The following is a 26584-nucleotide window of genomic DNA, read 5'->3' as shown; positions in this document are numbered from 1 at the left end:
GAAGGGACGCCAACCACGGACGTGGTCAGCAACGGATAGTTCGTGTCGGGCAGATCCCATGGCCGCCACCGGGCAGGTTTCATGACCGCCAGCGGGCAACTACATGACCGTCACTGGGCATTTTTTCGTGGCCGCCGACAGCGGCGTCGACTCAGCCCGTGCGGAATGTCCACCATGGCTCGGAGAGCGCTCTGGCTGCGCGAGCCACGGGCCGCGCATGCTGGGCCCGCTCCACGTACAACCGTGCTTTGCTCTGCGGAACTTGTGGCGGCAGACTTGGACGGTGAGTGAAACCAGCGACGACCCACGGGACGACCGCACACGCCGGCAGGGCGCGCGCCGGGACGATTTCCGTGGCGGCCCCCGGCGTGACTTCGGAGCATCTCGCGAGCGTCGTGCTCCGGGTACGGGCGAGCGCGGCTACCAGCGTCGGGATTCCGACCGGCCACGCAGCCGCGACTATCGGTCAGACGATGGGGCGCGGCGCGAGCGTGGAGACCGCGATCGTGACGACCGGAGTGGGCGGCCTTCGCAGCCCTATGCGGGCCGCCAGCGTGACCGCCGAGATGGCCGGAGTGGAGGCCCGTGGCAGGACCGGCGCGAACGTTCCGGAGAGACTGGGGAACGCCGGGAGTTCCGTGGCGGACCGGCGCCGCGCCGGGACGGGGACCGACGCCCTCGTCGTACGGACGACCGGGGGGAGCGGCGTCCTTTCCAAGAGGGGGATCGGAACGACAGACGGCCTGATCGCCCTGACGAGCGGGAGCGGCGCCCGTATCGCTCGGACGACCGCGGTGAGCGGCGTCCTCTCCGGGATGGGGACCGCAACGAACGGCGTCCGTACCGCTCTGACGAGCGGGGTGAGCGGCGTCCGTATCGCTCGGACGATCGGAGCGAGCGGCGTCCGTATCGGACGGAGGACCGGGGGGAGCGGCGTCCGTACCGCTCCGACGAGCGGGGGGAGCGGCGTCCGTATCGCTCGGACGACCGCGGTGAGCGGCGTTCTTTCCGGGATGGGGACCGCAACGAACGGCGTCCGTACCGCTCGGACGATCGGAACGAGCGGCGTCCCTTCCGCGACGACGGCCGTCGGTCGCGCCGGGACGATCGGCCCCACCGCGACGAGGAGGAGCGCGAGCCCTATGTGCCGCGGCCGGGGCTTGCGGCAAAGGAGAATGAGCCCGAGACCCCCAGGGACGTCGACCTGCGCGAACTTCCGCGCCCGGTGCGCGCGGAGTTGCGTTCGCTGACGCCGGAGCTGGCCGAGGTCGTCGGCGCACATCTGCTGATGGCCGGACAACTCATCGACACCGACCCGCGGTTGGCGTACGCCCATGCCGAGGCCGCGCGGCGCCGCGCCGCCCGCTTGGCCGTCACGCGCGAGGCCACCGGTGAGGCCGCCTACGCGGCGGGGGAGTACGCGGTGGCGCTGCACGAGTTTCGGGCCCTGCGGCGCATGAACGGCGGCATCGAGTTCGTCGCGGCCATGGCCGATTGCGAACGCGCCCTCGGCCGCCCTGACCGGGCGCTCAAGCTGATCCGCGAGGGGCTCGATGCCAAGCCCGACTTCGGGCAACGCGTCGAGCTCCGCCTCGTCGAGGCCGGCACGCGGCTTGACCAAGGGCAGGCAGCCGAGGCGCTGCGCGTCCTGCGGGCCGAGATCGAGGCTTCTGCCGGCCGAGGATCACGCAAGGCGCGCGCCGCGCTGCGATACGGCTACGCCGACCTGCTCGAACAGACCGGCGACGCGGAGGGTGCAGAGCGGTGGTTCGCGGCCGCCGCGGCGCTGGACGAGGACGGCGAGACCGATGCCCAGGAGCGCGTTGCCCGCCTGCAGGGCATGGTCCTTGAGGTCGACGAGGACGCCCTCACCTCAGAATCCGGCGATGAGGAAGCGGCCGAGGACCACGCAGACCCAGATGGCGACGACGACGCCGGGGAGTCCGCAGCCGAGGAGCCGCTGGGCGACGAAGGGCACGACGAGGAGACGTGGGGGGACGACGAAGCGCAGGACGACGAAGCGCAGGACGACGAGCCGCAGGACGGCGAAGCTCGCGACGAGGAAGAGCACGACCAGCAGACGCGGGAGGACGACGAGTGAGCGCGTTCATCGACGGCCACGACGTGGTCATGTTCGACCTGGACGGCGTGCTTTACCTCGGCCCCGACGCGGTCGAGGGTGCGGTGGAGGGCGTCAACGAGTTGGTGCGCCGCGGCGTCCGGCCCACCTATGTGACCAACAATGCGGCCCGCGCGGTCGAGCAGGTGGCAGAGCATCTGGCCGGCCTCGGCTACCCGGCGGCGCCGGAGGACGTCATCTCGAGCGCTCAAGCCGCGGCGGCGCTCGTCGCGGAGGAGTACCCGGATGGCGCCACCGTCCTCGTCGTGGGCACCCAGAATCTCGTCGACCTCGTCACCGAGGCCGGCCTGACCCCGGTGGCCACCGCCGACGACGCCCCCGACCTGGTGGTGCAGGGCTACGACCCCAACATGACCTGGCCGCGCCTCGAGGAGGCCGGCTTCGCCATCCAGAACGGGGCTCGCTGGATCGCCACCAATACCGACGCGACGCGCCCCACCAACCGCGGCATCGTGCCGGGCCTGGGGACGATGGTGCACGCGGTGCGCGTCACGGTCGATGTGGAGCCCACGGTCGTTGGCAAGCCGCACAAGCCGCTCATGGCCGCGGCCATCAAGCGCACCGGCGCCCGGCGTCCTGTCTTCGTCGGCGACCGCATCGACACCGACATCATGGGCGCGCACGCCGTCGGCATCGATTCCTTCTTCGTGTTCACCGGCGCCCACGGCGTCCGCGACGTGTGCCTCGCCCCCGAGAACGGCCGGCCCACGGCGATCGGCTGGAACGTTGCCTCGCTCTTCGAGCCGCAGCGCGTGGCCACGCTGGACGCCGCCGGAGCGGTCTGCGGTGGCGTCCGGGTCCGGGGGGTGGCCGGAGAGCCGGTGCTCGAAGGCGACCTGAGCACACGCGACGCCCAGTTGAACGCCGCGTGGGCGCTCGCCCAACTCGTCTGGGCTGGATCGGTCGCTTGGTCGGACGCCGTGGGCGCCCGCCTCGACCTTCTGCCCTAGCGTGGAGAGCAACACCGACCCCGGGCCGTAGGATGATCTGCGTGAACGCCTTCGCCGACGACACTGTCCCGGACGCCCGCGGCGAGCGGATGGACGCGTTCCCCATCACCGGTCACGCCGGCATCGACGAGGCCTTGGCCGCCCTCGAACTGAGCGACGACGTCCACGCTCACCCTGAGGCATTGGCCGCCGCACTGGACGCCGTGGCCGCCGCCCTCAACCCCACCCCGCAGCCGCCGCTGCCGCGCCCGTGACCCAACGCCTCGACGTCGCTCTCGTCACGCGGGGGCTTGCCAGGTCGCGGGCACAGGCGGCCGACCTCATCGCTCGCGGACGGGTCCGTGTCGACGGGCGGCGGGCGTCCAGGGCGTCCGAGAAAGTGTCTGACCGCACCCGCATCGAGGCGGACGCCGACCCGTACGTCAGCCGCGCCGCCCACAAGCTCCTCGGCGCGCTCGACGCCACCGGCACGGTCGTCGCCGGCCGCTGCCTCGACGCCGGGGCGTCCACGGGCGGTTTCACCCAAGTGCTCCTCGAGCGGGGCGCCGAGCGGGTCTACGCGGTCGACGTCGGGCACGGGCAGCTGGCCGAGCCGATGGCGTCCGACCCGCGGGTCGTGCCCCGCGAAGGGCTCAACCTGCGGGACCTCACGCTCGCCGATGTCGGCGGTGAGCCGGTCGACGTGGTCGTCGCGGATGTGTCGTTCATTTCGCTCACGCTGCTCGTCGCTCCGGTCCTGGCCGTCCTCGACCCGGCCGGGGTGGCGCTGCTGATGGTCAAGCCCCAGTTCGAGGTGGGCCGCGCGGCGCTCGACGCGCACGGTGTCGTGGCCGACCCGGCGCGGGCCGATGCCGCCGTCGATGCCGTGTCGGACGCCGCCGCGCAGCTGGGCTGGACGACGGTCTGGCGAGGGGAGACGGCGCTACCCGGCGAGCGCGGCAATCGCGAGTACTTCCTGAAGCTGGCCCGGCACGTTCCGTCGGACGACCCCGTTAGGCTGGCAGAGTGACCCACGGCCGGACCGGGAGGCAGACGCAGTGACGAAACGGCAGATCGCGCTCGCCGTGCACCCCCAGCGCCCGCATGCGGTGGCGGCCGCCGAGGCCTTCCTCGACCGGGTCACGGGCAACGGCATCACCTGCTGGGTGCGGGGCGCCGGCTACGACGCGCTGCCCGACCGGCTCCGCGTCGGCAACGATGTGCGTCGGTTCGAGGACTGTCCCGACGTCGACGTCGAGTTGGTCGTCGTGTTCGGGGGGGACGGCACGATCCTGCGGGCCGCCGAATGGGCCGTGCCGCGCGGCTTCCCGATGCTCGGGGTCAACCTGGGGCACGTGGGCTTCCTCGCCGAGCTGGAGCCGAGTGAGATCCCGTCGCTGGCCCGCACGATCATCGAGCGCGACTACACCGTCGAAGAGCGGCTGTGTCTCGAGGTGACACTGCGGGACCGGCCGGGTGGCGAGGTCCTGTGGTCGTCGTTCGCGGTCAACGAGGTGTCGCTGGAGAAGGCGGCGCGCGAGCGCATGATCGAGGTGCTCGTCGACATCGACGGGCACCCGTTGTCCCGGTGGGGCACCGACGGCGTCCTGGTGGCGACGCCGACCGGGTCGACGGCCTACGCGTTCTCGGCGCAGGGTCCGGTGCTCTGGCCCGACCTCGACGCTCTCCTCGTCGTGCCTCTGTTGGCCCATGCGCTCTTCGCCCGTCCGCTTGTGCTCAGTCCCGATTCGACCGTCGTCATCGAGATGCTCGAGAACCCGCCGACCGGCGGCGTCGTGTGGTGCGACGGCAGGCGCAGCGTCGACGTGCCACCGAGCAGCGAGTTGACCGTACGGCGCAGCCCCCACACGTTGGCGCTCGCGCGCACGACGCTCCAACCGTTCGTGCAACGCCTCGTCGCCAAGTTCGACCTGCCCGTCGACGGGTGGCGGGGCCGGGCCGAGCGGAGGGCGTCCGGAGCGGGCGATGCTCACTGAGCTGCGCATCGCCGATCTGGGGGTCATCGACGACGCGGTGCTCGAGTTCGGATCCGGCTTCACGGTGGTCACGGGCGAGACGGGCGCCGGGAAGACGATGGTGGTGTCGGGGCTCAATCTGCTCATCGGCGGACGGGCCGACACCGGGCTCGTGCGCGTGGGGGCCGAGCGGGCGCTGCTCGAGGGGCGGCTGACGGCGGACGCCACCCTCACGGCGGCGGTCGACGAGGTGGGCGGTGCGCTGGACGACGGTGAGGTGCTGCTGACACGCGTGCTCACCTCGTCGCGATCGAGGGCGCGGGTGGGTGGCGTCCAGGTGCCGCTCCCGCAGCTGGCGGAGATGGTGGGGGAGCGGGTGACGGTGCACGGGCAGTCGGAGCAGGTGCGGCTCGGGTCGCCTGACCGGCAACGCGACGTGCTGGACGCCTTCGCCGGCCCCGAGCATCAGGCCCGGCTGGCGACCTACCGGGCGCGGTGGACCGAGCGGCGGGGGTGGCTGGCCGAGCGGGCCGCGTTGGCCGGGCAGGCGCAGGCACGGGCGCGCGAACTGGCGCTGCTGGAGTTCGGGCTGGCCGAGATCGAGAAGGCCGCTCCGCGGCCCGGCGAGGACGAGGAACTGCAGGGTGAGGCTCGGCGTCTCCAGGCCACCGACGACCTGCGGCTCGCCGCCCGGACGGCGCTGGTGGCGCTCGCCGGCGACGACGACGCGGTGGATGACGTTCCGAGCACGCTCGGCCTCGTGGCTGCCGCCCGGCGCGGGCTGGCGGCGGCGCGCGACGACGACCCGGAGCTGGCCACCTTGGCCGGTCGGCTCGACGAGGTGGGCTATCTGCTCGACGATCTCGCGGGCGACCTGGCGTCCTATCTGGCCTCGCTGGACGCGGACCCGGCCCGCCTGGAGTGGATCGCCGGCCGGCTCGCCGAACTGCAGGCGCTGACCCGCAAGTACGGGCCGGGTGTCGACGCGGTGCTGGCGTGGGCCGAGCGGGCCGCCACGGACGCCGCCCGCCTGGCCGGTTCCGACGACCGCATCGCCGAGCTGGACGCCGCCCTCGCCGGCGCGAACGCCGAGCTGGCCGACCTGGGCCGCGCCCTGGGGGAGCGGCGGCGCGCGGCCGCGTCCGACCTGGCCGGCCGGGTCGAGGCCGAACTGGGTGCCTTGGCGCTGCCGCGGGCGCGACTGGTGTTCGACGTGACCGACGCCGGCGAGCTCGGCCCCCACGGAGGCGACCAGGTCAGTCTGCTTTTCACCGCCAACCCGGGCAGCGCGCCGGCGCCGCTGGCGCGGGTGGCGTCCGGTGGCGAGTTGTCACGGGTGCGCCTCGCGCTCGAAGTCGTGCTCGCTGCGGGCAACGAGGGGCACACCTTCGTGTTCGACGAGGTGGACGCGGGGGTCGGCGGTGCGGTCGCCCTCGAGATCGGACGCCGTCTCGCCCGCCTGGCCCAACATGCGCAGGTCATCGTGGTCACGCACCTGGCGCAGGTGGCGGCGTTCGCCGACCGGCACTACGTCGTCCACAAGGCCGACGACGGCCAGGTGACCACGTCGGGCATCCGCGAGGTGGCGGACGCCGACCGCGCCGCCGAACTGGCCCGCATGATGGCGGGCCTCGAGGGCACCTACGCCGCGCGCGCCCACGCTGCCGAACTCCTCGCCGAGGCGCGGCGCTGAGTCACGCGGGGAGAAGCGACGGTGCGCGGCGGCGTCCGATCCGCGTCGGCAGCCAGCGGGCCGAGACCGCGTCAGCGCAGGTGCTTCTTCAGTGCCTTGACGATCGCCTCGCCGACGCCTGCCGCGCTCGTGGGGTTCTGGCCGGTGATGAGGAGGCCGTCCACGACGACCTCCTTGCCCATCGGCAGCATCGCCTTGGTGTACTTGCCGCTGGCGTCCTTGAGTTGCTGCTGCAGGTTGAACGGGACGGCGTCGGCGCGGCCGGCGGCCTTCTCCTCGGTCCAGCTGAAACCGGTCACCGTGCGGCCGGCGAGCAACTGCGACCCGTCGGCGAGCTTGGCGCCCAGCAGGCCCGCCGGGCCGTGGCAGACGGCCGCGACGACCTTGCCGGCATCCGCGAACGCGGCGACCGTCTGCGCGACCGACTCGTCCACGAAGTCGAACATCGCGCCGTGGCCGCCCGCGAGGAAGATCGCGTCGTAGTCGGCAGGGTCTACCTCGGCGAGCGCCGGCGTGTCGTCGAGCAACGCCATGAACGCCGGATCCTCGTAGCGTCTGTCGGTGTTGCCCACCTTCAGGATGGGGCCGGCCAGGCTCTCGGGGTCGATCGGCACGGTCCCACCGCAGACGCTGACGATGTCGACCTGGTGACCCGCCTTGCACAGCACGTCGTACACGTGGGTCAGTTCCCCGAGCCAGAGCCCGGTGCGGTAGCCCTTCTTCAGGTAGCGGTCCGCGCTGGTGACCAGCGCCAGAACCCGTCCCGTGCGTGCCATCGTTTCCCCCTTGGTCGTGATCGGAGACATCGAGCCTAGTGGAAAGCACTTCGATGCGCAGTCCGAGGGGGCCTTCGCCGGTGGTGCGTCGCACTTGACAGCCCAGGCACAATGGGATTCACAACGGCGTGACTCACGTATCCGGTGGCGCAGGGGAAGGCATCACCGAGCGGGAGGAACGCCATGACAACGACTCGCGGAGTCCTGCACATCCATTCCGCGCCGTCGGCGCTGTGCCCGCACGTCGAGTGGGCGGTCGGCGGCGCCGTCGGCGCGCCTGTGCGCCTCGAGTGGCACCCCCAGCCGGCGGAGCGCGCCGCGTACCGCGCCGAGTTCACCTGGAGTGCGCCTGTGGGCACCGCCACCCGGCTGGCCAGCACGCTCAAGCGCTGGGGCCGCGTCCGCTTCGAGGTGACCGAGGACGCCACCGCCGCCTCAGAGGCCGAGCGGTACAGCTACACGCCCGCGCTCGGCATCTTCCATGCCACGGTGGGGCTGCACGGCGACATCGTCGTCCCGGAGGACCGCATTCGGCACGCCATGCTCGGCTCGCCCGACGAAACGTCCCTCCGCGAGGCCCTCGACGCTCTGCTCGGGCGAGCGTGGGACGTCGAACTGGACGTCTTCCGCCATGCGGCTGAGGGCGTTCCGCTGCGCTGGCTGCACGAGGTGGGCTGAGCCGGCGGCGTCCTCGGCCCTTTCGGGAACGACACGATGTCGTAGAACCCTCGCGCCGCGCGCGTTCATCTGGTGAGATGGGTTCGCAAAGAAGCACAGCTGAGGAGGAGGCGGGCATGAGCCGCGTGATCGTTCTGGGATCCATCAACGTCGACCTGGAGACACGCCTTGAGAGCTATCCGCAGCCGGGTGAGAAGGTGATGGCGCAGTCACTGTCGCGCTATGCGGGCGGCAAGGGTGCGAACCAGGCGGTGGCGGCGCGTGCCCAGGGGGCCGACGTGATCATGGTGGGTGCCGTGGGCGACGACGATGCGGGTCGGGCCTCGCTCAACCGGCTGTACGCGCGCGGCATCAAGCTCTACGTCGACCGGGTGCCGCAGGTGCCGACGGGGCACGCGATCATCTTCAGCGACGGCCGCACGAACTCGATCGCCGTCGTCTCTGGAGCGAACGCGAAGGTCGGCTCGCGGCCACTGGACCCGATCCGCGGCATGGGTCCGTCCGACATCCTGCTCATGCAGCTCGAGACGCCCGTGAACACCGTCGCCGAGGCGGCCCGCCAGGCCGCACGCCATGGCGTCCGCGTGATCATCAACGCGGCCCCGTACACCGACCTGCCCTCGGACGTCGTCGCACTGGCCGACCCGCTGGTGGTGCCCGAGGAGGCGCTGGACGACTTCGAGGCGTCAGGGGCGAGGCCGGCGTCTCTCGTCGTGCTGCGCGGCAAGGACGGGCTGGACTGGGACGGCGTTCGCTACACGGGGGATGTCGTGCCCGACGACCAGGTCGTCGACACGGTCGGTGCGACGGACGCCCTCGTGGGCACCCTCGCAGCGGCGCTGGTGCGCGGCAACGACCGCGCACAGGCAGCCAAGCTGGCCCTGGACGCCGCCGCCGCCAACGTGCGGCACTCGGGTTCCCAGCCCGAGCCGCGTCTGTAGGCGCCGGCACGAGAACGACGAAGCGGCCCCGCAGGAGCGGGGCCGCTTGTCTTGTCGATCAGGTGTTCGCCGTCGTCACCGCCACCGCGACGTTGTGGCCGCCGAAGCCGAAGCTGTTGTTCAGCGCGGCGATGTCGCCCGTCGCGGGCAGAGGTGTCTTGACGTTGGCGGCCACGGTGACCGGCAGGTCGTCGTCGGGATCGACGAGGTTGATCGTCGGCGGTGACATGCGGTCGCGCAGCGCCAGGACAGATGCGATGAGCTCAACCGCGCCGGCACCGCCGAGCAGGTGGCCCGTCATCGACTTGGTGCTCGTCACGATCACGTCGTCCGCCGCGTCGCCGAGCGCTCGGCGGATCGAACTCGCCTCGGTCAGGTCACCCTGCGGGGTGGACGTGCCGTGCGCGTTGACGTGCTTCACGTCGGACGCATCGAGCCCCCCCTCCCGGAGCGCCTTCACCATGGCGGACGCCTGCCCACGGCCGGTCGGCTCGGGCTGGACGATGTCGTGATTGTCGGCGCTGATGCCGGCCCCCGCGATCGTGCCGTAGATCGTTGCGCCGCGCGCCTGCGCGTGTTCGAGGGACTCCAGGACGAGGACGCCCGCGCCCTCACCCATGACGAAGCCGTCGCGGCCCTTGTCCCACGGGCGCGAGGCGCCTTGCGGGTCGTCGTTGCGCTTGCTCAGTGCCTGCATCTGGCCGAACGCGGCCAACGGCAGCGCGTGGATGGTCGCCTCGGTGCCGCCGGCGACGATCACGTCAGCACGGCCCAACCGAATCTGGTCGACGGCCAGCGCGATGGCCTCGTTCGACGAGGCGCAGGCGGACACGGTCGCCTGGATCGACGCCTGGGCGCCGACGAGCAGACCCACGTTGGCTGCGGGCGCGTTCGCCATGAGCATGGGGATCGTGAAAGGGCTCACCCGGCGGGGTCCCTTGTCACGGTAGTTGTCCCAGTTGTCGAGGATCGAGTGCAGCCCGCCGATGCCGCTCGAGAGCGACACGCCGAGCCGGTCGGGATCCACGTCGTTGTCCTCGCCGAGCCCGTAGCCGGCCTGCTTCCAGGCCTCCTCGGCGGCGATGAGCGCGATCTGCGCCGAGCGGTCGAGGCGTCGCGCTTTGACGCGGTCGATGATCTCCGAGGGGTCGACCTTCAGCTTGGCGGCGATCCGCACGGCGAGCGGCTCGGCCCATTCCTCGGTGAGGGCGACCACACCCGACTCGCCGGCCAGCATGGCCTGCCACGTGCTCGGGAGGTCACCGCCCAGCGGCGTGGTGGCGCCCATGCCGGTGATGACAACTTCCTTCATCGGGTTCTTCCTCCGGTGTGGTGTGTTGGGTGGGGGATGGTGGGGTGCGGGAAGGGGCTGGGCGGCGGCGTCCGGAAACAGCGCTTCCGGACGCCGCCGGCTCAGCTCCGGCGAGCGGGGCAGCGGGTCAGCTGTGCTGCTCGATGTAGGCGACGGCGTCGCCGACGGTCTTGAGGTTCTTGCTCTCCTCGTCGGGGATCGTGACGCCGAACTTCTCCTCGCAGCCGACGATGATCTCGACCATCGCGAGGCTGTCGACATCGAGGTCGTCGACGAAGCTCTTGTCGAGCTGGACGTCCTCGACGGGCACGCCGGCAACGTCGTTGACGAGCTCGGCGAGCTGGGCGCGGATCTCTTCGGTGGTGGCCATGGTGGCTTCTCCTTCTCTTGGTTTACTTTGTGGACGTTTCTTGGCCGGCGGGGTTGCCGGTGGTCAGGGCAGCTGGACGACCTGGCCCGCGTAGACGAGCCCGGCGCCGAAGCCGATGATGAGCGCCAGGTCGCCGCTCTTGGCCTCGCCCGAGGCGAGCATGGCGTCGATGGCGATCGGGATCGATGCGGCGGAGTTGTTGCCGTAGTGCTTGATCGTGCGGGCGACCTTCACCGTGTCGGGCAGGGTGAGGTGACGCAGCATCGAGTCCGTGATGCGGTTGTTCGCCTGGTGAGGGATGAACACATCGAGTTCCTCGGCCGTAACGCCCGCGGCGTCGAGGCACTCCTGCGCGGCGCTGGCGATGAAGCCCGTCGCCCAGCGGAACACGGCGCGACCTTCCATGAAGATGTTCGAGTTCTCGCCGGCCTGGAGGGCCTCGGGCCACGGCTTGGTCATGTTGATGACGTCGTACTGGTCTCCGTCCGAGCCCCAGACGACCGGGCCCATGGCCGGGGTGTCGGAGGGGCCCACGACCGCCGCGCCCGCGCCGTCGGCGAAGAGGAATGCCGTCGAGCGGTCGGAGAGGTCGGTGATGCGACTCAGCGTCTCGGCACCGATGACGACCACATGGGTGGCGGCGCCCGACCGGACCAGCGCGTCGGCCTGCGCGAGGCCGTAGCAGAAGCCGGCGCACGCAGCCGAGATGTCGTAGGCGGCGGCGCCGTCGGTGCCGAGCTCGGCCGCGATGTGGGCGGCCAGCGACGGCGTCTGCAGCATGTGGCTGACGGTCGACACGATGACCGCGTCGATGTCGGCACCCGCCAGTCCGGCCCGATCGATGGCCTGGCGGGCGGCGTCCAAGCTGAGCGACTCGACCGTCTCGCCCTCAGCGACCCAGCGCCGCTCGACGATGCCCGTGCGCTGCTGGATCCATTCGTCGGAGGAGTCGATGTACGTGCACATCTCCTCGTTGTCGACGACGCGGGAGGGGATCGCCGCGCCGATACCGAGGATGCGGGCGTACTGGGCACCGGTGGACGGGGACAGCGGCATGTCAGGCCTCCTGGCGGTGGGTCGCGACGAACGCGCGGGCAGCGTCGAGTTGGTCGGGCGTGTTCAGGTTGAAGAGCTCGACGCCGGACAGGTTGCGCTTGGCGATGCCCGTGAGGGTGCCGGCGGGTGCGAGCTCGAGGAGACCGGTCACGCCGAGGTCGGCCATGGTCGCCATGCACAGATCCCAGCGAACCGGGCTCGTGACCTGGTTGACGAGGCGCTGCAGATAGTCGGCGCCCGACGTCACCACGTGGCCGTCGGCGTTGCTCAGCAGACGGGCCGTCGGGTCGCTGGTCGCGAAGCCGGACGCCGCGGCCGCCAGTCGCTCGCGGCCCGGGGTCATGTGGACGGTATGGAACGCGCCGGCGACGGACAGTGGGATGACGCGGGCGCCGGCCGGCGGGTTCGACTTGAGCGCCTCGATCTCGTCGACCGTGCCGGCTGCGACGATCTGGCCTGAACCGTTGTTGTTGGCCGGGGTGGCGCCGACGGCCTCGATGGCGGCGAGGACGGCGTCGCGGTCGCCGCGGACGACGGCGGCCATGGTGGTGGGGCGGGCCGCGGACGCCTCGGCCATACCGAGGGCACGCTCGCGGACGAGGACCATGGCGTCGGCGGCCGACAGGACACCGGCGATCGTCGCCGCCCCGACCTCGCCGACACTGTGGCCGGCGACGACGTCGGTGGGGGCCACTTTCTCGAGCAGCGCCTCGGCGGTGATCAACGCGGACGCGACGAGGAGCGGCTGGGCGACGGCCGTGTCCCGGATGGTCTCGGCGTCGGAGGTGGTGCCGTGGGCGGCGAGGTCGATGCCGACGGCGTCCGACAGCTCGGCGAGCCGCTCCGCCAGGGAAGGCGTCTCGAGCCACGGGGCGAGGAAACCGGGGGTCTGGGCGCCTTGTCCGGGCGCAACAATCGCGAGCACCCTTCCATGATTTCGGTCGGACCGGACAAGCCGACCCGGTTGCCGAGCTAACGTCGCCGGAGACTTTTTGTAGGTTTCCTACAATGGTCGATCAGCCGCTCAGCCCAACAGGCGGTAGAGCGTGCCCGCCAGGCGCAGGACGTAGGCGTCCCGGGGGTCGGCGGGGGCGTACCCGGTGAGTTCCTCGATGCGGCCCAGCCGATACCGCACGGTGTTCGCATGGATGAACAGCCGGCGCGCGGTTGCCTCGATCGACGTGCCGCACGCCCAAAAAGCCTCCAGCGTCTCGGCGAGGTCGCCGCCGTAGGCCGCCAAGGGCGCGAAGATCACCTGCGCCAACTCGCGCCGGGCGTGACCGTCGCCGGCGAGCGCGCGCTCCGGCAGGAGCGACCGCGCGAGGACGGGGCGGGGGGCGTCCGGCCAGGCGGGAGCCGCCCGGCGGCCCGACTGTGCGGCTCTGGCGCTGACGACGGCCTCGGTCAGGTCGTCGACGACGGGCCCCACGACGACGGGTCCGGGCCCGAAGTGGTCGACCAGCCGCGCGACGCGCGCCGAGGCGTCCACATCGTCGGTGAAGTCGCCGCCGAGCAGCACGACGAGCCGGGGCCCCTGGATGGCGGCCATCACGTCGAGCCCGATCCGCGAGGCAGCCACCCGCAGCCGGCGCACGTGGCTGTCCTGCGCGGGAGGGTCGCCGATGACGACGCACAACCCCGCGGGGTGCTGCCAGCCGAGTGTGGACGCGCGGGAGGTGACGGCGTCGTCGGCGTCGCCACGCACGACCGCGTCCATGACGAGCGACTCGAGGCGTGCGTCCCACGCGCCACGCGCCTCGGCGGCGCGGGCGTACACCTCGGCGGCGTCGAACGCGATCTCGCGGCTGAAGTGCAGCACGGCGTTCTCGAGGACCGGCCGGTCCGCGGGGTCGAGTTGGGTGCTGATCTGCTGTTCGACCGTCTCCACCGTCGCCCGGATCAGGTCGACCGTTTGCTGCAGCGACAGGCTGCGCGTGAGTTCGCTCGGCGCGTCGGCGAAGATGTTCTGCTCCGCCTGACCCGAGCCACCCTCGTGGAACCAGGCGATGAAGCCGTCGACGCCCGCCCTCACGACGAGGGTGACGGAGGCCCGGTTGTCGGCGTCCAGCTCCGAGAACCATGGGTGCCGACGCGTGATCTCGGCCAGGGCTGCGGTCGTCATGGCCGCCGCCGCCGAGGTCAGCCGCTCCGCCAGCAGCGCGCGGCTGTCCCGGTCGGGCAACCAGGCGGGCGTGTGCTGCATCGGTGGCCTCCTTGTCTGGCCGCACTCTAGCGAGCGGCGGCCCGCCCGCGGTGGGACGCCGGCCGCCTAGGCTGTTCGCCATGGCCGATCCCGTCCTCGCGCTGCGCGAGATCGCGCGGCTGCTCGAGAAGCGGGGCGGCCAGACGCGGCGCGCGCAGGCGTTCCGGCGTGCGGCCGGCGTGCTGACGGACCTCGATCCCGCCGAGCGCGCCCGCATCGACGCCACCCGCGCCTGGGCCACCCTGCCCGGTATCGGCGCGACGACGGCCAAGGTCATCGGCGAAGCGCACTCCGGGCGCCTGCCCGGCTACCTCGCCGAACTCGAGGCGTCCGACGGGCCCCTCGCCCCTGACAACCCGGTGCGGGACGCCCTCCGCGGCGACCTGCACACGCACACCGAGTGGTCCGACGGCTGCTGCCCCATCGAGGAGATGGTCCTCGAAGCCAGCCGCCTTCGCCACGAGTATCTGGCGATCACGGACCACAGCCCCCGCCTGCGCGTGGCGAACGGGCTCAGCCGCGAGCGGCGCCTGGCGCAGGTTGCCCACCTCCGTGCCCTGGACGCTCAGCTCGACGGGTTCACCGTGCTCGCCGGCATCGAGGTCGACATCCTCGACGACGGGTCGCTGGACGCCGACGACGACGTCCTCGCCGGCCTCGACGTGGTCGTCGCCAGCGTCCACAACAAGCTCGCCATGGACGCCGAGGCCATGACCGCCCGGATGGTCCGCGCGATCGCGAACCCGCACGTCGACATCCTCGGCCACTGCACCGGACGCCTCGTCGCCGGCGATCGCGGCACGCGGCCCCCGAGCCACTTCGACGCCGAGGTGGTGTTCGAGGCGTGCCGCCAATTCGGCGTGGCCGTCGAGATCAATGCCCGTCCGGAGCGCCAGGACCCGCCCGACGACCTCCTCGCGCTCGCGGCGTCCATGGGCTGCCTGTTCAGCATCGATACGGACGCCCACGCCCCCGGCCAGCTCGAGTTCGTCGCCCTCGGCGCGTCCCGGGCGGAGGCGGCCGGCATCGCGCCCGAGCGGATCGTGGGCACGTGGCCTGTCGAACGTTTGCGTTCCTGGGCGGCGGACCACCAGACGGTCTTCCCGTTCGAGTAGGGCCGGAACGGCGCAGGGGCTAGGATCGGGCCTGCCCGGTGACGCGACCGATGACGGTCGTCCCCGAACTGGACCACGAGAAAGGACCCATCCGTGGCACCTCGCGAGACCGCGGGCCCCATCCTCAACGGCCTGCCGACGAACCTTCCCGACATCGACTCCGAAGAGACGTCGGAGTGGCTCGAATCGCTCGATCTGCTCATCGATGACCAGGGCCGCAACCGGGCCCGGTACATCATGCTGAAGCTGCTCGAGCGCGCGCGTGAGCGGCACCTGGGCGTTCCGTCGCTGACGGCGACCGATCACATCAACACGATCCCGGCGGAGTCGGAGCCGTGGTACCCGGGCGACCAGGCGCTGGAGCGCAAGTTCCGGCGTCTCTTGCGCTGGAACGCGGCCGTGATGGTGCACCGGGCCCAGCGGCCGGGCGTGGGCGTCGGCGGGCACATCTCGACGTTCGCCAGCTCGGCGACCCTCTACGAGGTGGGTTTCAACCACTTCTTCCGCGGCAAGGACCACCCGGGCGGCGGTGACCAGATCTTCTTCCAGGGGCACGCCAGCCCCGGCATGTACGCCCGCGCATTCCTCGAGGGTCGCCTGCAGGAAGAGGACATGGACGGCTTCCGCCAGGAGCACAGCCACGTCGTCGACGGACAGATCCGCGCCCTGCCGAGCTATCCGCACCCGCGCCAGATGCCGAACTTCTGGGAGTTCCCGACGGTCTCGATGGGCCTCGGGCCGATCAACGCGATCTGGCAGGCGCACTTCAACAAGTACCTCCACAACCGCGGCATGAAGGACACGAGCCAGCAGCACGTCTGGGCCTTCCTCGGCGACGGCGAGATGGACGAGGTGGAGAGCCGCGGAGCACTGCAGCTCGCGGCGTACGAGGAGCTCGACAACCTCACCTTCGTCGTCAACTGCAACCTGCAGCGGTTGGACGGCCCGGTCCGCGGCAACGGCAAGATCATGAGCGAACTCGAGTCGTTCTTCCGCGGCGCCGGCTGGAACGTGATCAAGGTCGTGTGGGGACGCGGCTGGGATCCGTTGCTGGCCGCCGACAAGGACGGTGCGCTGGTCAACCTGATGAACAGCACGTCGGACGGCGACTACCAGACGTTCAAGGCGAACGACGGCGGGTACGTGCGCAACCAGTTCTTCGGCCGCGACCCGCGCACGGCGAAGATGGTCGAGGACTGGACCGACGACCAGATCTGGCAGTTGACCCGCGGCGGCCACGACTTCCGGAAGGTCTACGCGGCCTACGACGCGGCCACGAAGTTCACGGGCGCACCGACGGTGATCCTGGCGCACACGATCAAGGGCTACTTCCTCGGCCAGCACTTCGCCGGCCGCAACGCGACCCATCAGATGAAGAAGCTGGCGCTGGACGATCTCAAGCAGTTCCGCGACCGCCTCGACATGCCGGTGACGGACGCCCAACTCGAGGAGGACCCGTACCGTCCGCCGTACATCCGGCCCGACGACTCCGACGAACGCATCGCCTACGCCAAGGACCGGCGCCGCGTCCTCGGTGGCCCGGTGCCCGAGCGCCGGGTCACGGCGCAGCCGCTGAAGCTGCCGGAGGACAAGGCGTACAGCTCGGTGAAGAAGGGCTCGGGCAAGCAGGAGATCGCCACGACGATGGCGCTCGTCCGCCTGTTCAAGGATCTGCTGCGCGACAAGGAGTTCGGCGCCCACGTCGTGCCGATCATTCCCGACGAGGCGCGCACGTTCGGCATGGACTCGCTGTTCCCGACCATCAAGATCTACAGTCCGCACGGCCAGAACTACACGCCGGTCGACCACGACCTGATGCTCTCCTACCGTGAGTCGAAGGAGGGGCAGATCATTCACACCGGTATCAACGAGGCCGGTTCGGTGGCGTCCTTCACGGCGGTGTCGACGAGTTATGCGACGCACGGCATCCCCATGGTTCCGGTCTACATCTTCTACTCGATGTTCGGGTTCCAGCGCACCGCCGATGCGATGTGGGCCGTGTCCGACCAGCTGGGTCGCGGCTTCTACATCGGCGCCACGGCGGGTCGCACGACGCTCACGGGTGAGGGCACGCAACACATGGACGGTCACAGCCCCGTCCTTGCGGCGACGAACCCTGCCGTGGTCTGGTACGACCCGGCGTTCGGCTACGAAATCGCGCACATCGTCCAGCGGGGACTCGAGCGGATGTACGGCGAGAAGTCCGAGGACATCACCTACTACCTCACGGTGTACAACGAGCCCATCGTCCAACCGGCCGAGCCGGACGGCGTCGACGTCGAGGGCATCAACCGGGGTCTCTACCTGCTGCAGTCCGGCGAGGGCGACGGGCCGCGTGTGCAGCTGCTGGCGTCCGGCGTCGGCGTCCCGTGGGCGCTGGAGGCGGCCGAGCTGCTGGCGTCCGACTGGGGTGTCGTGGCCGACGTGTGGAGCGTCACGAGCTGGACGGAGCTGCGCCGCGAGGCCATGGCCGTCGACCAGCAGCGCTTCCTCAACCCCCGTGAGCAGGTCGAGGACAGCTGGCTCGTGCAGAAGCTCGGCGGCACGCAGGGCCCGATCGTGGCGACGAGCGACTACATGAAGCAGACCCAAGACCAGATCGCCCAGTGGCTGGGCGACCGGTACGCGGCGCTCGGAGCGGACGGCTTCGGCTTCTCCGACACGCGCGCCGCCGCCCGCCGCTACTTCCACATCGACGGGCCGTCGATGGCCGTGAAGGCGCTGCAGAAGCTCGCCGAGGCAGGCCAGAAGGATGCCGGTGTGGTGCAGGAGGCGATCGACAAGTACCGCCTGCTCGACGTGTCGGCCGGCACGTCCGGCAACGCCGGGGGCGACGCCTGAGGCGACGCCGCCGCTCCCACCTGACCGGGACGCACGGGGAATCCCCCCGTGCGTCTCGCGCGTCCGGGGCGCGGTCTGGCAATCTAGGAGCCACAGTTCCCTCGCCCAAGGAGGTCGTCTCTTGGCTGGCTCGCCGGACCCCGGCCATCCGTCGCGCGCCGCAGCACTCGGGCTCAGCCCCGGGCAGGCGGTCCAAGAGCTCGGCTGGGACGACGACGTCGACGAGGGTCTGCGCGACGGCATCATGGACGCCATCGACGGCGACCTGGTCGACGAGGCTCTCGAGGCGGTGGACGCCGTGGTGCTCTGGTGGCGTGAGGAGGACGGCGATGTCGCCGACGGCCTCGTGGACGCCCTGCACGACCTCGCCGGCACCGGCCACATCTGGCTGCTGACCCCCAAGGTGGGTCGCACGGGCTACGTCGATCCTGCCGACATCGCCGAGGGGGTCTCCACCGCGGGGCTGACGCTCGCCAACCCCGTGAACGTGTCGGCCGACTGGCAGGCCCAGAAGGTCGTCCGCCCGCGCGCCGGGCGTCGCTAAGGCGTCCACTCCTGTCGAACGCCGCCGGCGTCCGTCCACGCCACCCGGGTGGCCAGCGGCCTCTCATCGCCGGACGGGCGGGGAGTGGGCCAGTCGCCGCGCGCCACCACCACCAGCCGCTCCGCACCCGGCCACACCTGGTCGAGGGTCGGCTGGGCATCGACGCCTTCGGTGAAGCTCAGCACCACGTCCGTCGCGTCCTGCGGCAGGAGGAACACCTCGATCATCCCGGACACGGTGCCGTCGGGGCCGAACCCCTTGCTGAAGGCGAGCCGGTCGACGCCGGCGCTCATGATGGTGGTGAGGCCCTGCGTGGGCGTGCCCGCGCCGAGGAGGCCATGGCCGGGCAGGTACCACAGCGTGACCTCGGCCTCGGGGAGCACCACGCCGGTGCCGGTCTCGGTGTTGGTGACCGGCGTCCCGTCCGCGCGCCACCAGATGGGCTCCAGGTCGTCCGGCCCAGGCGGGGGTGAGTCCGCCAGGCGGAAGCCGACGGCGGAGTACCCGGTGCCGGGCAGGGGGACCGGGTTTTCGGGGGCGCCGGTGAAGCTGCCCGTGGTCGCCGTCGTGAGCAGACCGGCGCGGACGGCATCGTCGGGAACGAGCCCGAGCACGATGTCGTCGCCGGCCGTGCCGATCGTGGCCTGCCCGTCCAGGCCGGCCAGGGACGACCCGCCCCGGGGAACTGCGGTGCCGTCCCGCACGGCGGCGTACTCGACGGTCCCGTCGGTAAGGACGGTGACGGTGAACGTGGTGTCCTGGGTGCCGGTGGGCGTGGTCAGCGGGAGGGTGAGGGTCGCGTGCCCCGTCGGCGGGGCGATCGGGGTGGCGAGGCGCTGGCCGAGGCCGGGCAGGACGGCGAGGGCGCCGACCAGGGCGATCGCGACGGCCACCGTGGCGGCGGCGAGGCGACGGCGTCGGACGGTGCGGTCCCCGGTGGCGATGAGAGCGGCGGCGTCGAGGGGAGTGACGCCTGCGGCCGCGTCGTCGAGGGCGCCGCGAAGATCGGCCCGGAAGCGTTCGTCGATGGTCATCGTGGGCTCTCCTTCGTGGCGAGGGTGGCCGCAGCGCGCAGGTGGGCCAGGCCGCGGGAGGCGGCGCTCTTGACCGCGCCCGGCGAGATGCCGAGGGTCTGGGCGACCTCGCGTTCGGAGAGGTCTTCGTAGTAGCGCAGCACCACGACGGCGCGCTGCTGGGGCGCCAGGGTGGCGAGCAGGCGCAGGAGTTGGTCGCGATCCTCGACCGACGCCGAGGCCGGGGCGGCGGCGTCCGGAATGTCGCCCGGGCTCTCGCGGCGGGTCGACCGCCAGGCGTCGACGCGCTCGTTGGCCATGATGCGTCGGGTGTAGGCGTACGCCTCGTCGCGGCGGATGCGCGGCCAGGCCACATAGGCCTTGACGAGGCTCGCCTGGACGAGTTCGCGGGCCGCGGCTCCGGAGCCGGTGAGCCCGACGGCGACGCGCAGCAGGGCCGGGCCGGACGCCTCGACGAACGCGGTGAACTCCGCGTCGCGCGTGGCCTTGCCGATTCCGAACACCGTGGCCGCCTTCCTCGTGGGCCCGTCGGGGACCTTCATCGTCGTACACGGGGGAGCGGCGCGTTCGGTTGCCTCGCCGCCGCGGGGATTTCGGACGCCGACGGCGTCCTGACACAATGGGGCGCCGGGGCGCATAGCTCAGTTGGTAGAGCGCTTGCCTTACAAGCAAGATGTCATCGGTTCGAGTCCGGTTGCGCCCACCGGGCTGATCGGCGGGCGTGCGGCCACGATCGGCTTCTCAAGAAAAGGACTCGGGTAGATGGCTTGCAGGACTTGATAGGTGACTGACGAGTCACCCATTGTTCATGGCGTGACCACCTCTGAGGATGACGACACGGTTCTGCCGGCCTTGGCGCACTCCGGGCGCCGCGCACTGCTCGACGCGCTGCACGCCAGGGATGGCCAGAGCGTGAGTGATCTCGGTGAGGTGCCGCCCGGCCTCGGTCGCCATGCTGTCCTCAAGCATCTCGGGGTGCTCGAGGACGCCGGGTTGGTCACGACCCACAAGACGGGAAGGACCCGTCTGTGCTACCTCAACCCGGTCCCCTTGGTCGCGCTGGCACAGCGGTGGCTCGACGACTACGCCCTCGACTGGGGACGCGCGCTCAACCAGCTCAAGACCACCACCGAACGGAGACAGACACCCATGACCACGAACCCCGTCCCGCTGCACCGCCACGCCGTCATCATCGACGCCACCCCTTAACGGGTCTGGAGCGCCCTTATCGACGAGTGCCCCTCCTGGTTCTTCAGCACCAAGCTGAACTCGAGCCTCGAGCCCGGAAGCGACTACACCTACACCTACCCGGACGGGACGGTCGCCGCGAAGGGCACGATCGTCGCAGCCATTCCCAACCAGCGGCTCGAGATGACCTTTTCGCCGACCTGGGACGATGCCGTGAAGAAGGAGGCACCCTTACGTATGGTGTGGACGCTCGAAGAACAGGACGGCACCACGGTGCTCGCGGTCGAGCACTACGAGCTTGACCCTTCGACGGAGACGGCTCGTCAGGTGGGTCCGGGCAGCATGTTCTTGGTGTCCAACCTCAAGACCTGGATCGAGACAGGGCGCGCGATGGGCGACCCCTCAAGCCCCCGGTGACGCCGGCGGGGTGAGCAGTGCCGAGGCCCGCTCCAGGTACGGGGCCAAGTCGTCCGGCCCGTCGAGCAGTCCCGTCGGGTCGGACGGCAGGACCACGGCGAGCAGGGCCGGTGCGATGAGGAGATAGAAGATCTCGACCGTGCGCGGGTCGTCGGCGTCTGTCCAGCCGAGCCGACCGCGGGTGTCCGCGAGGACCTCGTGGACGAGGCGGGTGAGTGCCGTCGGCAGCTCCGGATGCCGGATCGCTTCGGTGACCATGAGGCGCAGGAAGTCGCGGTGGGGCTCCAGCACTCGGGCGATGGCGGCACGGAGCAACTGCTCGCGTTCCCCAGCGCCCTCGGCCTCCCACGCGTCGAACAGGGCGGCCTTGCTCGCGAGGAGGTCGGCGGTGCGCAACTCCACCAGGGCGGCGAACATGTCGTCCTTGTTCTTGTAGTGGTAGTAGAGGTGCGAGCGCGCCATGCCGGCTTCGGAGGCGATGGCGTCCATGCGGGCGCCCTCGACGCCGTCGCGCACGAACACCTTCTCGGCGGCGAGCAGGATGCGCTGAGGCCCCGGCTGGCGCGAGCGGGGCTCAGCGCCCGAACTGTTCACCGAGCCAGTCGAAGATGACGGCATGGGCCAAGCGTAGGTTGTTCACTTGGCAGTGGGCGTCGGCGCCGTCGGCGGCGGCGAACCGGCGCACCGTCACGGGGACGCCTCGAGCGGTCAGGTTCGCCTCGGCTTCGGCCAGTTGGCGGTGGAGTTCGCGGCCCTCGCCCTCACCCACGAGGAACAGGGCGGGGCAACCGATGCGGTCCAGGTCGACCGGACGCGCCTGCGCCAGCACCTCGCGCACCGCCCCCACGAAGTCGGTGGTCCCGAACTGCCAGGCGTAGCGCCTGAGGTTCACCTCGGCCGCCTCGTTGACGCGGCCCGCCAGGGCGAGGAGGAGCCGAGTGAGCGGCCCCGGAGCCCGCAGCGCGGCTCCGAACTCCTGACGGAACAACTCGGCGACGTCGTGGATGGGTGTGGCGGCGATCCACGCGTCGATCCGCGGATCCGTCGCCACCGCCTGGCAGGAGAAGTAGCCGCCGCCCGAGACGCCGTAGGCCGCGACGTGGGTGGTGGAGGGGATCTCGCCCAGGAGCCGGTCGAGGACCGCGCGGATCGGGCGCTCCATGTCGACGGCGAAGGTCAGCCCCCGCGCTGGCGTCCGCCCCTGGCCGGGCAGGTCGACCATGATCGCGTTGTACCCGTGCTGCCACGCGGCGAGGCCGACGAACACGAAGAGGTCTTCGCGGCTGGTGTCGCCGCCGCCGATCATGAGGATGGCGGGCCTGGGCTCCTCGTCGATCCTGAGCAGGTAGCCCGGGAGGGAGGCGTGGTCGAACGGGATCTCGAGGGCGGTCACCGGAGCCCGCCACCAGCGCATGGCGTCGGCGAAGGCGTCCTCCATCCGCCGCCAGCGCTCGGCGAACTCCGTGGACGCAGGGTCCGTGAACTGGAGCGCGGCACGGTTGGCGTAGCAGTCCGTGAGGCACCACTGCCGTGCCTCCTCCCGCCGTCCCTCGGTAGCGGCGTCGGCCGCGTGGGCCCGGGCGCGATCGGCGAGGCGTCCGAACTCCCGGCGCCAGTCGGACGCCTTGGCGTCGCGCACGCGGGCGGCCGCCGCGAACGGCGGGCCGTGCCCGGTGAGCTGATCGGCAAGACCGAGCATGTAGCTGAAGACGAAGTCCATGTCGCCGCCCCGGAAGCGGATGCGCGTCCGGTGTCGCGCGAGGATCTCCTTGGACTTGTTCATGGCACTCCCGACGAATACGTCCTAACAGGATTGTACTAACCGGCCGTGCACGTCAAGGGCCGAGGCCACCCCCCACCGCAACACCCCGGCGCGGCAAGCGGGCGGCGGACGGTAGAGTGGGTCGGCGTGGCAGCCCAGGACATCCAGACCGACATCGCCGAGCTCGACCGTTCGCTGACGAGCATCGAGGCAGTCGTCGACCCCGCGGGCAAGAAGGCCCAGATCGCCGAACTCCAGGAGCAGGTCGCCGCGCCGGACCTCTGGGACGACCAGGAGAACGCCCAGCGCGTCACGTCGCAGCTCTCCCGCCTCGAGTCCGAGGTGGAGCGCGTGGAGCGTCTGCGCTCGCGCCTCGACGACGCCGGTGTCCTCGTCGAGCTCGCGCAGGAGGAGGGGGACGCCGCCTCGCTGGCCGAGGCACAGGGCGAGATCGCGCGTCTGAAGTCCGAGATCGAGGCCCTCGAGGTGCGCACCCTGCTGTCAGGGGAGTACGACGAGCGGGACGCCGTCGTCACCATCCGTTCGGGGGCTGGCGGTGTCGATGCCGCCGACTTCGCCGAGATGCTCCTGCGCATGTACCTGCGCTGGGCCGAGCGACACGGCTATGCGGTGAAGGTCATGGACACGAGCTACGCCGAGGAGGCGGGGCTGAAGTCGGTCACCTTCGAGGTGGGCGCGCCGTTCGCCTACGGCACCCTCTCGGTCGAGGGCGGCACCCACCGGCTCGTGCGGATCAGCCCGTTCGACAACCAGGGACGCCGCCAGACCAGCTTCGCCGCGGTGGAGGTCATCCCGCTCATCGAGTCGACCGACCACATCGAGGTGCCCGAGTCGGACATTCGCGTCGACGTGTTCCGCAGCTCGGGCCCGGGCGGTCAGTCGGTGAACACCACCGACTCCGCGGTCCGCATCACCCACCTGCCCACCGGTCTCGTGGTCTCGATGCAGGACGAGAAGAGTCAGATCCAGAACCGCGCTGCCGCCATGCGTGTCCTGCAGTCGCGCCTGCTGTTGCTGAAGAAGCAGGAGGAGGACGCGAAGAAGAAGGAGTTGGCCGGTGACGTGAAGGCGTCGTGGGGCGACCAGATGCGCAGCTATGTGCTCAACCCCTACCAGATGGTCAAGGACCTCCGGACGAGCCATGAGGTCGGCAACCCGGAAGCGGTGTTCGACGGCGACATCGACGGCTTCATCGACGCCGGCATCCGTTGGCGCAAGCAGGTGGAACTCGGCGAGGAGTCGTGATCGGGGACCCCCGGGCGTGCCGTCGCGCCTCGGCTGCCCGGGCCGCCTAGACTCGATCCAGGCCGGCTGAGAGATTCTCAGGAACCCCTTCCCCCGCCGTCCCCCCGACCAAGGAAAGCGCCCGTGATCACGTTCGACCATGTCTCCAAGACCTACCCGGGGCAGACGCGTGCCGCTCTGAGCGACATAGACGTCGAGATCGGCAAAGGGGAGTTCGTCTTCCTCGTCGGTGCCTCGGGATCGGGCAAGTCGACCTTCCTTCGCCTCATCCTGCGCGAGTACCGGCCTTCCAAGGGACACGTGTTCGTCGCCGGCAACGACCTCGGTCGGCTGCCGGGCTGGAAGATCCCCGCGTTGCGGCGCCAGGTGGGAACGGTGTTCCAGGACTTCCGCCTGCTGCCGGGCAAGACGGTCTACGAGAACGTCGCGTTCGCCCTCCAGGTGATCGGGAAGAAGGGCTCGCTGATCCGTAGGACCGTCCCGGAGACGCTCGACCTGGTCGGCCTCGGCGACAAGGGAGATCGGTTGCCCGACGAGTTGTCCGGCGGCGAGCAGCAGCGTGTCGCGCTGGCGCGGGCGTTCGTGAACCGCCCGCCGATCCTGATCGCCGACGAGCCGACGGGCAATCTCGACCCAGCGACGAGCGTCGGCATCATGAAACTGCTCGATCGCATCAACAAGACGGGCACGACCGTGGTCATGGCCACGCACGACTCGACGATCGTCGACCAGATGCGCAAGCGCGTCATCGAGTTGAGCGCAGGTGAACTGGTGCGCGACCAGGCCAAGGGCGTCTACGGGTACCAGTGAGCCGGACGAAGGAGATTTGAGGACGCCATGCGCCACACGTTTCGCGAGGCCCTGTCCGGCCTGCGCCGCAACCTGTCCATGACCCTGGCGGTCATCGTCACCATGTGGGTCTCGTTGTCCCTGTTCGGTGTCGGCTTGCTGGCCGCCCAACAAGTCGACCTCATCAAGGGCCGCTGGTACGACCGGATCGAGATCACGGTGTTCCTGTGCACCGCGGATTCGAGCGGCCCGAACTGCGAGCCGGGGCAGAACACGACGGACGCCCAACGCGAGGCCATCCGCTCCACGCTGGAATCCAACGCGGAGGTCGCACAGGTCTTCTACCAGAGCAAGGACGAGGTGTTTGAGGAGTTCAAGCAGGCGTACGCCGACTCCCCGATCTTGTCGTCCATGTCGGCTGATAACATGCAGGATTTGTTCAGGATCAAGCTGGTGGACCCTGAGGAGTACCAAGGAGTGCAGTCAGCCGTTTCAGGAATGCCGGGTGTGCAAGCGGTCCAGGACCTGCGGCAATATCTCGACCCGCTTTTCGAATGGCTGAATTTGGGGCAATGGCTCACGGTGGGGGCGTCCGTGCTGTTGCTGGTTGCGGCCGCCTTGCAGATCGGCAACACGATCCGGATGGCCGCCTTCAGCCGTCGGCGCGAGATCGGAATCATGCGTCTGGTGGGCGCGAGCAACTTCTACATCATGGCCCCCTTCCTCATCGAGAGCCTCGTGGCGGCGCTCGTCGGTGCCGCCCTGGCGTGCGGGACGCTCGCGGCGCTGGAGCAGTTCGTGATCATCGAAAAGGCTAAACCTGCCATTGAGACCATCCAGTGGATCGGCTGGGAACATGTCGGTTTGGCGATGGTGGGGCTTGTGGTCGTGGCGGTCGTGCTTTCTATCATCCCTACGTTGATTGCGACGCGCCGGTACCTGCGGGTCTGAGGGTTTTCTCGCGGGGGTGCGTCAGTCGGACGACTGAGGGGACCCCTTCGTGGAAGCCACCACTGCACACGCCCGGACGCCGCGCGCCCATCGCTCGATCCACGTGGTCGCGGCCTGCGCCACCGCGATCGCGCTGGCGACCTCCCTCGCTGTCGCGCCTGCGCACGGTGACACATTGTCCGATCTCCGCGCACGGGCGGCCGCCGCATCCGCCGGCCAACAAAATGCGCTGAACAATGTCGCGGAATCGCGCTCGAATGTTGCGAGCGCCGCGGCGCAATTGGAAACTTCGCAGGCGCAATTGGCGTCCGCCCAAGCTGTTCTCGCCGATACTCGTGTGCAGTTGGCCGCGGCCCGCGAGCGCGATGCCGAGCTGGCGGAGGAGTTGAGGGTCGCGCAGGCTGCCCTGGAGGAGGCTCGCCGGAAGGTCGCGCAGGGGGAGGCGGACGTCGCCGCGCAGCAGAAGGTCATCGTCGCCGCGGTCACCGAGTCGTACCAGCAGCGCACCGACCTGGCGGGCCTGAGCGTCGTCTTCGGAGCCGGTTCGACGGCGGAGGTCGGGCAGCGCATCCAGTGGAACACCACGATCTTCGACACCCAGGC

The 26584-nt window shown here is 70.6% G+C and carries 27 protein-coding genes, 1 tRNA gene and 1 pseudogene; 18 read left to right on the top strand and 11 right to left on the bottom strand.

The features are described 5' to 3' along the window. Positions 1-466 precede the first annotated feature (466 nt). Positions 467-1282 (bottom strand): hypothetical protein, encoded by an 816-nt coding sequence (locus tag Q1K57_RS07360; protein ID WP_300080465.1) that lies wholly within the window; start codon positions 1280-1282, stop codon positions 467-469. A gap of 6 nt (positions 1283-1288) precedes the next feature. On the opposite strand from Q1K57_RS07360, the gene Q1K57_RS07355 reads away from it, so the two are divergent. From Q1K57_RS07355 to recN, 6 genes are read left to right on the top strand one after another with little or no spacing between them, the layout of a single operon-like run. Further along, complete coding sequence (locus Q1K57_RS07355) at positions 1289-2101, top strand: hypothetical protein (protein ID WP_300080463.1); 813 nt, start codon at positions 1289-1291, stop codon at positions 2099-2101. Continuing rightward, positions 2098-3090: an HAD-IIA family hydrolase gene (locus tag Q1K57_RS07350; protein WP_300080461.1), complete on the top strand. Its 993-nt coding sequence runs from the start codon at positions 2098-2100 to the stop codon at positions 3088-3090. The genes Q1K57_RS07355 and Q1K57_RS07350 overlap by 4 nt, the downstream gene beginning before the upstream one ends. 41 nt (positions 3091-3131) lie before the next feature. Further along, complete coding sequence (locus tag Q1K57_RS07345) at positions 3132-3344, top strand: hypothetical protein (RefSeq protein ID WP_300080459.1); 213 nt, start codon at positions 3132-3134, stop codon at positions 3342-3344. After that, positions 3341-4099 (top strand): TlyA family RNA methyltransferase, encoded by a 759-nt coding sequence (locus Q1K57_RS07340; protein WP_300080457.1) that lies wholly within the window; start codon positions 3341-3343, stop codon positions 4097-4099. The genes Q1K57_RS07345 and Q1K57_RS07340 overlap by 4 nt, the downstream gene beginning before the upstream one ends. Before the next feature lie 28 nt (positions 4100-4127). After that, a complete protein-coding gene (locus tag Q1K57_RS07335; RefSeq protein WP_300080455.1) occupies positions 4128-5066 on the top strand; it encodes an NAD kinase in 939 nt (312 codons plus the stop codon). After that, positions 5056-6738 carry a DNA repair protein RecN gene (gene recN / locus Q1K57_RS07330; protein WP_300080453.1) on the top strand — a complete coding sequence of 561 codons (1683 nt, stop codon included), beginning with the start codon at positions 5056-5058 and terminating at the stop codon, positions 6736-6738. Before Q1K57_RS07335 ends, recN begins: the two co-directional genes overlap by 11 nt. 71 nt (positions 6739-6809) lie before the next feature. Here the strand turns inward: recN and Q1K57_RS07325 are convergent, their stop codons facing one another. After that, on the bottom strand, positions 6810-7514 hold the full coding sequence (locus Q1K57_RS07325; RefSeq protein WP_300080451.1) for a type 1 glutamine amidotransferase domain-containing protein: 705 nt from the start codon (positions 7512-7514) through the stop codon (positions 6810-6812). Positions 7515-7697: 183 nt separating this feature from the next. On the opposite strand from Q1K57_RS07325, the gene Q1K57_RS07320 reads away from it, so the two are divergent. Together Q1K57_RS07320 and Q1K57_RS07315 are read left to right on the top strand one after the other, a co-directional pair. Beyond that, complete coding sequence (locus Q1K57_RS07320) at positions 7698-8192, top strand: DUF3145 domain-containing protein (RefSeq protein WP_300080449.1); 495 nt, start codon at positions 7698-7700, stop codon at positions 8190-8192. 116 nt (positions 8193-8308) lie between these two features. After that, on the top strand, positions 8309-9133 hold the full coding sequence (locus Q1K57_RS07315; protein WP_300080447.1) for a PfkB family carbohydrate kinase: 825 nt from the start codon (positions 8309-8311) through the stop codon (positions 9131-9133). A 58-nt stretch (positions 9134-9191) separates the two neighbouring features. Here the strand turns inward: Q1K57_RS07315 and fabF are convergent, their stop codons facing one another. The 5 genes from fabF to Q1K57_RS07290 all read right to left on the bottom strand — a co-directional run bounded on the left by fabF (position 9192) and on the right by Q1K57_RS07290 (position 14074). Continuing rightward, positions 9192-10445, bottom strand: coding sequence for a beta-ketoacyl-ACP synthase II (fabF, locus tag Q1K57_RS07310; protein WP_300080445.1), 1254 nt, complete (start codon positions 10443-10445; stop codon positions 9192-9194). Between the two features lie 127 nt (positions 10446-10572). Then, positions 10573-10815 carry an acyl carrier protein gene (locus Q1K57_RS07305; protein WP_131168130.1) on the bottom strand — a complete coding sequence of 81 codons (243 nt, stop codon included), beginning with the start codon at positions 10813-10815 and terminating at the stop codon, positions 10573-10575. 63 nt (positions 10816-10878) lie between these two features. Then, a complete protein-coding gene (locus Q1K57_RS07300) occupies positions 10879-11871 on the bottom strand; it encodes a beta-ketoacyl-ACP synthase III (protein WP_300080441.1) in 993 nt (330 codons plus the stop codon). Between the two features lies 1 nt (position 11872). Then, on the bottom strand, positions 11873-12796 hold the full coding sequence (locus tag Q1K57_RS07295) for an ACP S-malonyltransferase (RefSeq protein WP_300080439.1): 924 nt from the start codon (positions 12794-12796) through the stop codon (positions 11873-11875). 99 nt (positions 12797-12895) lie between these two features. Then, positions 12896-14074, bottom strand: a complete 1179-nt coding sequence (locus Q1K57_RS07290) for a helix-turn-helix domain-containing protein (RefSeq protein ID WP_300080437.1) — start codon at positions 14072-14074, stop codon at positions 12896-12898. Between the two features lie 80 nt (positions 14075-14154). Between Q1K57_RS07290 and Q1K57_RS07285 the strand changes: the two genes are divergently transcribed. From Q1K57_RS07285 to Q1K57_RS07275, 3 genes are all read left to right on the top strand, one after another. Then, on the top strand, positions 14155-15189 hold the full coding sequence (locus Q1K57_RS07285) for a PHP domain-containing protein (RefSeq protein ID WP_300080435.1): 1035 nt from the start codon (positions 14155-14157) through the stop codon (positions 15187-15189). Between the two features lie 93 nt (positions 15190-15282). After that, the gene (gene aceE, locus Q1K57_RS07280; protein WP_300080433.1) at positions 15283-18030 is read left to right on the top strand and encodes a pyruvate dehydrogenase (acetyl-transferring), homodimeric type; all 2748 of its coding nucleotides are present in this window, start codon (positions 15283-15285) and stop codon (positions 18028-18030) included. 121 nt (positions 18031-18151) lie between these two features. After that, positions 18152-18574, top strand: coding sequence for a DUF3052 domain-containing protein (locus Q1K57_RS07275; protein ID WP_300080432.1), 423 nt, complete (start codon positions 18152-18154; stop codon positions 18572-18574). Here Q1K57_RS07275 and Q1K57_RS07270 read toward each other — a convergent pair. Continuing rightward, complete coding sequence (locus tag Q1K57_RS07270) at positions 18571-19608, bottom strand: hypothetical protein (protein WP_300080430.1); 1038 nt, start codon at positions 19606-19608, stop codon at positions 18571-18573. The genes Q1K57_RS07275 and Q1K57_RS07270 overlap by 4 nt on opposite strands. Then, positions 19605-20111: a SigE family RNA polymerase sigma factor gene (locus Q1K57_RS07265; protein WP_300080428.1), complete on the bottom strand. Its 507-nt coding sequence runs from the start codon at positions 20109-20111 to the stop codon at positions 19605-19607. Before Q1K57_RS07265 ends, Q1K57_RS07270 begins: the two co-directional genes overlap by 4 nt. A 127-nt stretch (positions 20112-20238) precedes the next feature. Between Q1K57_RS07265 and Q1K57_RS07260 the strand changes: the two genes are divergently transcribed. The 3 genes and pseudogenes from Q1K57_RS07260 to Q1K57_RS07250 form a co-directional block, all read left to right on the top strand. After that, a tRNA-Val gene (locus Q1K57_RS07260) sits at positions 20239-20311 on the top strand. A 110-nt stretch (positions 20312-20421) separates the two neighbouring features. Next, entirely contained in the window at positions 20422-20817 is a 396-nt protein-coding gene (locus Q1K57_RS07255) for a helix-turn-helix transcriptional regulator (protein WP_300080426.1), read from the top strand. A 12-nt stretch (positions 20818-20829) separates the two neighbouring features. Further along, positions 20830-21213, top strand: a pseudogene (locus Q1K57_RS07250) (SRPBCC domain-containing protein); the annotation flags it as partial. Here the strand turns inward: Q1K57_RS07250 and Q1K57_RS07245 are convergent. Next, complete coding sequence (locus tag Q1K57_RS07245) at positions 21199-21807, bottom strand: TetR/AcrR family transcriptional regulator (protein WP_300080424.1); 609 nt, start codon at positions 21805-21807, stop codon at positions 21199-21201. The pseudogene Q1K57_RS07250 and the gene Q1K57_RS07245 overlap by 15 nt on opposite strands. After that, the gene (locus Q1K57_RS07240) at positions 21788-22996 is read right to left on the bottom strand and encodes a hypothetical protein (RefSeq protein ID WP_300080422.1); all 1209 of its coding nucleotides are present in this window, start codon (positions 22994-22996) and stop codon (positions 21788-21790) included. Before Q1K57_RS07240 ends, Q1K57_RS07245 begins: the two co-directional genes overlap by 20 nt. A 141-nt stretch (positions 22997-23137) precedes the next feature. Between Q1K57_RS07240 and prfB the strand changes: the two genes are divergently transcribed. The 4 genes from prfB to Q1K57_RS07220 form a co-directional block, all read left to right on the top strand. Then, the gene (gene prfB / locus Q1K57_RS07235) at positions 23138-24241 is read left to right on the top strand and encodes a peptide chain release factor 2 (protein ID WP_366525351.1); all 1104 of its coding nucleotides are present in this window, start codon (positions 23138-23140) and stop codon (positions 24239-24241) included. Between the two features lie 123 nt (positions 24242-24364). Next, positions 24365-25051 (top strand): cell division ATP-binding protein FtsE, encoded by a 687-nt coding sequence (gene ftsE, locus Q1K57_RS07230; protein WP_300080418.1) that lies wholly within the window; start codon positions 24365-24367, stop codon positions 25049-25051. Positions 25052-25078: 27 nt separating this feature from the next. Then, positions 25079-25981 (top strand): permease-like cell division protein FtsX, encoded by a 903-nt coding sequence (ftsX, locus tag Q1K57_RS07225; RefSeq protein WP_300080416.1) that lies wholly within the window; start codon positions 25079-25081, stop codon positions 25979-25981. A 49-nt stretch (positions 25982-26030) separates the two neighbouring features. After that, positions 26031-26584: hypothetical protein (locus Q1K57_RS07220; RefSeq protein ID WP_300080414.1), on the top strand; the 554-nt coding region annotated here is incomplete at its 3' end.

The organism is Propioniciclava sp. (genome assembly GCF_029977985.1).
Taxonomy (GTDB): domain Bacteria; phylum Actinomycetota; class Actinomycetes; order Propionibacteriales; family Propionibacteriaceae; genus Propioniciclava.
Note: the sequence above shows the minus strand (reverse complement) of the source record. Positions and strands in the feature narration are given on the sequence as shown.

Bases quoted from the DNA above. Each gene is read 5' to 3' on its own strand.
- Q1K57_RS07360 (WP_300080465.1), bottom strand. From the start codon at position 1,282: ATGTGCGCCGACGACCTCGGCCAGCTCCGGCGTCAGCGAACGCAACTC.
- Q1K57_RS07355 (WP_300080463.1), top strand. From the start codon at position 1,289: ATGGCCGGACAACTCATCGACACCGACCCGCGGTTGGCGTACGCCCAT.
- recN (WP_300080453.1), top strand. From the start codon at position 5,056: ATGCTCACTGAGCTGCGCATCGCCGATCTGGGGGTCATCGACGACGCG.
- Q1K57_RS07325 (WP_300080451.1), bottom strand. From the start codon at position 7,514: ATGGCACGCACGGGACGGGTTCTGGCGCTGGTCACCAGCGCGGACCGC.
- Q1K57_RS07320 (WP_300080449.1), top strand. From the start codon at position 7,698: ATGACAACGACTCGCGGAGTCCTGCACATCCATTCCGCGCCGTCGGCG.
- Q1K57_RS07315 (WP_300080447.1), top strand. From the start codon at position 8,309: ATGAGCCGCGTGATCGTTCTGGGATCCATCAACGTCGACCTGGAGACA.
- fabF (WP_300080445.1), bottom strand. From the start codon at position 10,445: ATGAAGGAAGTTGTCATCACCGGCATGGGCGCCACCACGCCGCTGGGC.
- Q1K57_RS07305 (WP_131168130.1), bottom strand. From the start codon at position 10,815: ATGGCCACCACCGAAGAGATCCGCGCCCAGCTCGCCGAGCTCGTCAAC.
- Q1K57_RS07300 (WP_300080441.1), bottom strand. From the start codon at position 11,871: ATGCCGCTGTCCCCGTCCACCGGTGCCCAGTACGCCCGCATCCTCGGT.
- Q1K57_RS07290 (WP_300080437.1), bottom strand. From the start codon at position 14,074: ATGCAGCACACGCCCGCCTGGTTGCCCGACCGGGACAGCCGCGCGCTG.
- Q1K57_RS07285 (WP_300080435.1), top strand. From the start codon at position 14,155: ATGGCCGATCCCGTCCTCGCGCTGCGCGAGATCGCGCGGCTGCTCGAG.
- Q1K57_RS07270 (WP_300080430.1), bottom strand. From the start codon at position 19,608: ATGACCATCGACGAACGCTTCCGGGCCGATCTTCGCGGCGCCCTCGAC.
- Q1K57_RS07240 (WP_300080422.1), bottom strand. From the start codon at position 22,996: ATGAACAAGTCCAAGGAGATCCTCGCGCGACACCGGACGCGCATCCGC.
- ftsX (WP_300080416.1), top strand. From the start codon at position 25,079: ATGCGCCACACGTTTCGCGAGGCCCTGTCCGGCCTGCGCCGCAACCTG.